The sequence below is a fragment of the Mesorhizobium sp. M7A.F.Ca.US.006.04.2.1 genome (genome assembly GCF_004022915.1).
GTDB classification, from domain to species: domain Bacteria; phylum Pseudomonadota; class Alphaproteobacteria; order Rhizobiales; family Rhizobiaceae; genus Mesorhizobium; species Mesorhizobium ciceri.
The window spans coordinates 1-4,351 of sequence record NZ_RZQA01000555.1; the positions used below are offsets into that span (position 1 = coordinate 1).

General features: G+C 62.2%; 5 protein-coding genes. 3 read left to right on the forward strand and 2 right to left on the reverse strand.

All coding sequences use genetic code 11. The annotated features are described in order from the left end of the window. Nucleotides 1-143: 143 nt before the first annotated feature. Nucleotides 144-1,106, reverse strand: coding sequence for a hypothetical protein (locus tag EN925_RS25020; protein WP_064995336.1), 963 nt, complete (start codon nt 1,104-1,106; stop codon nt 144-146). A 157-nt stretch (nt 1,107-1,263) separates the two neighbouring features. Here EN925_RS25020 and EN925_RS25025 point away from each other — a divergent pair, with 157 nt between their 5' ends. Together EN925_RS25025 and EN925_RS25030 are read left to right on the forward strand one after the other, a co-directional pair. After that, complete coding sequence (locus EN925_RS25025) at nt 1,264-1,848, forward strand: nitroreductase (RefSeq protein WP_024505355.1); 585 nt, start codon at nt 1,264-1,266, stop codon at nt 1,846-1,848. After that, on the forward strand, nt 1,849-2,457 hold the full coding sequence (locus EN925_RS25030; RefSeq protein ID WP_064995335.1) for a flavin reductase family protein: 609 nt from the start codon (nt 1,849-1,851) through the stop codon (nt 2,455-2,457). An 18-nt stretch (nt 2,458-2,475) separates the two neighbouring features. Here EN925_RS25030 and EN925_RS25035 read toward each other — a convergent pair whose 3' ends face one another. Continuing rightward, nucleotides 2,476-3,192 carry a TetR/AcrR family transcriptional regulator gene (locus EN925_RS25035; RefSeq protein ID WP_024505353.1) on the reverse strand — a complete coding sequence of 239 codons (717 nt, stop codon included), beginning with the start codon at nt 3,190-3,192 and terminating at the stop codon, nt 2,476-2,478. A gap of 396 nt (nt 3,193-3,588) precedes the next feature. On the opposite strand from EN925_RS25035, the gene EN925_RS25040 reads away from it, so the two are divergent. Continuing rightward, nucleotides 3,589-4,263 (forward strand): isoprenylcysteine carboxylmethyltransferase family protein, encoded by a 675-nt coding sequence (locus EN925_RS25040; RefSeq protein WP_127370068.1) that lies wholly within the window; start codon nt 3,589-3,591, stop codon nt 4,261-4,263. Nucleotides 4,264-4,351 lie beyond the last annotated feature (88 nt).

A 4,351-nucleotide genomic window follows, 5' to 3' on the forward strand; every position in this document is an offset into this window, starting at 1 on the left:
AACTGGAGCCGTTGCGCGACCGCAAGGCCTTGCTCGACCGCCTCTATCGCGGCGTGTTCGACCTGGCGCCAGCTTTGCCACGCCGCCGGATCCCGTTCCTGCCGGCGCGGACCGAGCTGGCGGCTTGATCCTTAAAACGAAGGTTAATCCGCGCCTTCTTCAGGATCCATCGCCGCGGCCTCGGTGGCCAGAACCTCGATTTCCTGGTTCTGCCCGGCCACGACCGTAAAATCCTTCTGGTAGATGCGGTCGCGGTTCTTGGCGATGATGGTGTAGTCGCCCTCGGCCAGCACCATCGAGGCGAAAGCGCCGACTGTTTCCTTGATCGGATCGCCGGACTCGTTGAGCAGTGACCAGGACGTGTCGGCGATCGCCTCGCCACCGGTTTCGCGCACCAGCTTCATCGTGATCTCGGCGGCGTGATGCTCGACGGTGGCTTCGGTCAGCTTGCCGGCCTCGACGCGGATGTCGGAGCGAATGACTGCATTGACCGCGCCATAGGTCGAGACGACATGGTAGATGCCGGCGTTGAGCCGCACGACGCTGTTGGGCTCGACATCGGGAATGATCAGCGCGCGGTCGCCATTGGCCTCGGCAGTGCCCTCGTAGATCGAAAAGCGCAGCTTCTTCGGTGGAATGCGCACGCCGCCGGACAGCACGGCGTCGAGCTTGAGGCCGCCGGCATCGAGCACGAGGCTTTCGCGCTTGGCGTCCTTGCCGACAGTGATGCGTTTGGTGGCGCCGGCCCGGCCGTAGGAGGCGTGAACCAGATAGCTGCCGGGTTCGAGCTGGAAGACGGCGGTGCCTCCATGCGAGGAGGCGACCATCGGCAATTTGCCGTTGACGGCTTCCGGCTTGAAGACCCGCCAGACGATGCCGCGCGTGATGTCGGAACCCTTGTCGGTCAACTGGGCAGAGAGTGTGATGGCACCGCCGCCGCTCAGTGCCAGTGACGTCTCGCCTTTCGGCGTCGCGTAGCTCGAAATTCCCGGAAGCTTCAGGTCGCTGACTCCGTCGACATTCTGCGCCATGGCGAACGAAACCGGCGCCATGAACAGCAGGGCGCCGAGCCAGACCAGGAAAAGACGGATAGTCCCCTCAAACATGCCTTGCGTTGAAGCCCATGGCGGTGGCAATTTCAAGGCTTAAGAGTCCGACCGATACGACTCTTCCGTCCGGCGTATCCCGCGCCAATGCCCGAGCCGCCCGAATCCCCGATGGTGCGCTTCAGCTCAAAACAGAATGTCCAGGAGACTTGCGCCCATGGCGTCGCCGATCATCGACTTCCTGCTGACCCGAAACTCCGCACCGATTCCAGATCTGAAGGAGCCGGCGCCGAGCGATGCGGAGATCGCGACAATGATCACTGCTGCCTCCCGGGTGCCCGATCATGGCCGGTTGGAGCCCTGGCGCTTCATCCTCTACCGTGGCGACGCCCGCGTCGAGATCGGCAGGCAACTGGCAGCACTTGCCGAGCAGCGGGAGGGCCCATTGACGGAGGGCCGCCGCAATCAGGAACTGGCGCGGTTCTCGCGCGCACCGCTGGTGATCGGCGTCGTATCTGTCCCCAGGGAGAATCCAAAAATCCCGCAATGGGAAATGTTCCTGTCGGGCGGCATGGCGGCGATGAACCTGATGATATCAGCCAACGCGCTGGGCTTTGGCACCAACATGATCAGCAACTGGTATTCGGATGTGCCGGAGGGCAGGGCACTGCTGGGGCTGGCGCCGCAGGAGCGGGTCATCGGCTTCATCCATATCGGCTCCTATGCCGGCCCGGCGCCGGAGCGGCCCCGGCCCGATCCGGCAAAGCTGTACAGTGACTATTCGGGGCCGTGGGTCGGCTGAATGTTCTACGAGCCGTCAAAGGGCCACGGCCTGCCGCACGACCCTTCGAAGGCGATCGTGGCGCCGCGTCCGATCGGCTGGATTTCGACACTGAACAGGGCTGGTGAGATCAACCTCGCGCCATATTCCTTCTTCAATGCCGTTTCGACGCGGCCTTTCATCGTCTGGTTCTCCTCCGAAGGCGAGAAGGACAGCGCCTCCTTCGCCCAGGAAACCGGCGAGTTCGTCGCCAATCTGGTCAGCCGCGATCTCGCGGAGAAGATGAACCGCACGTCGGTCAATGCTCCGCGCGGTGTCAATGAGTTCGTCTATGCCGATCTTGCCATGGCGCCGTCGCGGCTGGTCGCCCCGCCGCGCGTGGCGGCAGCGCCGGCCGCGCTCGAATGCCGGGTGACTCAAGTTTTTCGGCCAAAGGCCCTGGACGGGTCGCCGACAAGTGCCGTCATCGTCGCCGGTGAAGTGGTCGGCGTGCATATCGACGACGCCTTCCTGACGGACGGCCTGTTCGACATCACCAAGGCCGGCAATGTCGCTCGTCTCGGCTATATGGACTATGCCAGCGTCGACGAGGTGTTTTCGATGCGCCGGCCACGCTGGGACAAGGACTAGATACCAAGGCTCGGCCAGTTACCGCGCCTTGCCGGCACTCGTTCGCCGCCTGGCGGTCATGACGGTGCGCACATAGCCGGGCTCGCCGATCCGAATGCTTCCATCGGGCAGGCCCAGTATGCGGTCGAGGGCGATTTCGTAGAGCCTGACGCGTTTCTCCAGGACTTCGATCGCGGCCTCCATGTCGGCGTCGCTGCCGCCGGCAATGGCCTTGGCCACGACATCACGCGTGGCCATGCCGAATTGCATGACGATGTCGGCGACACCTTCCGGATCGAAGGTCCTGAAAGTGCCGTCTTCGATTCCTTGCCTGATGACCTTGACCAGCAGCGGTGAAAACGACGCGCTGGCGGCCAGATTGATACGGTGGAAAAGCACCAGATTCTCAGGCCGGAACATCGTCTCGAAAAGAGCCCAAGCTTCCGGCGCGGTTTCGATCTTGGCCCGCCGCGACTGGCTGAGCAGGCCATTCAGGCGGCCAAGCGGGTCGAGGCCGGGATCGTGGAGTATGTCCTGGACCCCAGCCAGTGCCTGTCTTGCAAAGCGATCGGCCAATGCCTCCAGGAGAGCCTCCTTGGAGGGGAAGTAATGATAGAAAGCACCCTTCGAGATGCCGGCGGACGCAATCACGTCATTGAGGCTCGCTTTGTCATAGCCCTGGGTCAGGAACAGGGCCTGGGCATGGTCCAGAAGTTCTTCTCGCCTGAGTTCTGGATGCTTGATGACACGGGGCATGACGAACTTTCTGCACGTGATGGCTGCTCCCGTCCAGTCCCGACGTCGGCAGCCAGGGCAACGAATTTCGGGTTAACGGGTCCCTTCGGAGCCTCCGCTTGCGCGTTGGCTGACGGAGCATCAAACGAAAAACCCGCCTGTGCGGCGGGCCACTGGCGCAAATCAGCACCATGGGCAAAAATGTACCATAGCTGAGATCACCGAGTCAAGAAAAAATTCCTATCACGGAGGCTGCCCGGCAAAAGCGGCCAACACAACCGACTGCTGCAAGCCTTTTGTTAAGCGGGAGTTCGGAGCCTCGGGTCGAAGGTTCGCTTGAACTATAGACCAGTGGTCTGTATGGTAGACCAATGGTCTAAAATACCAATCATCAGCGGATATCAAGGCAGGTCGATCATGATCGCGAAATTGGTTCTTCAGACATTCGTCTGGTTCGGCGTCATGGGCGCCTTGCTCTTCCTGTCGGCCGGCACGCTGCATTGGCCGGGGGCCTGGGTCTATCTGGTGGGGATGGTGGGCCTCAGTCTCACCTTGGGCGTGGCGCTGGCGAGGCGCGATCCCGGTCTGATGAATGAGCGGCTGAGCTCTCCCATCCAGAAGAATCAGGCCGCGGCCGACAAGGTGCTGCTGTCCATACTTCTGCTCGCCATCTTTGGTTCTCAGATATTCATGGGATTCGACGTTCGTTTCGGCTGGTCGGCGGTTCCCGTCTGGGTGCAGGTGGTCGGCGCACTGGTCCTGCTGCTCGGAATCTGGATCTGCTATCTGACGATGCTGGAGAACAGTTTTGCGGCGCCCGTGGTCAAGATCCAGGACGAACGCGGACAACGTGTGATCTCCACCGGGCCTTACAGCTACGTCCGCCATCCGATGTATGCCGGCGCCATCCTCTTCTTCGCCGGCACGGCACTTCTGCTTGGTTCCTGGTGGGGGCTGGCGTCGGTGCTCGTGCTCGTCGTTCTCTTGGCCATCCGCACCTTCATCGAAGAGAAAACGCTTCGCGCCGGTCTGCGCGGCTATGACGACTATGTGGCCCAGGTCCGTTACCGCCTGATTCCATTGGTTTGGTAGCAGGCGCTCAGGCGGAAACACCTGCCGCCTTTGCCCGCGCCAGAAGCCGCTCGGCCAGCCGCAGGTGCGGGCGGTCGAACATCTTGCC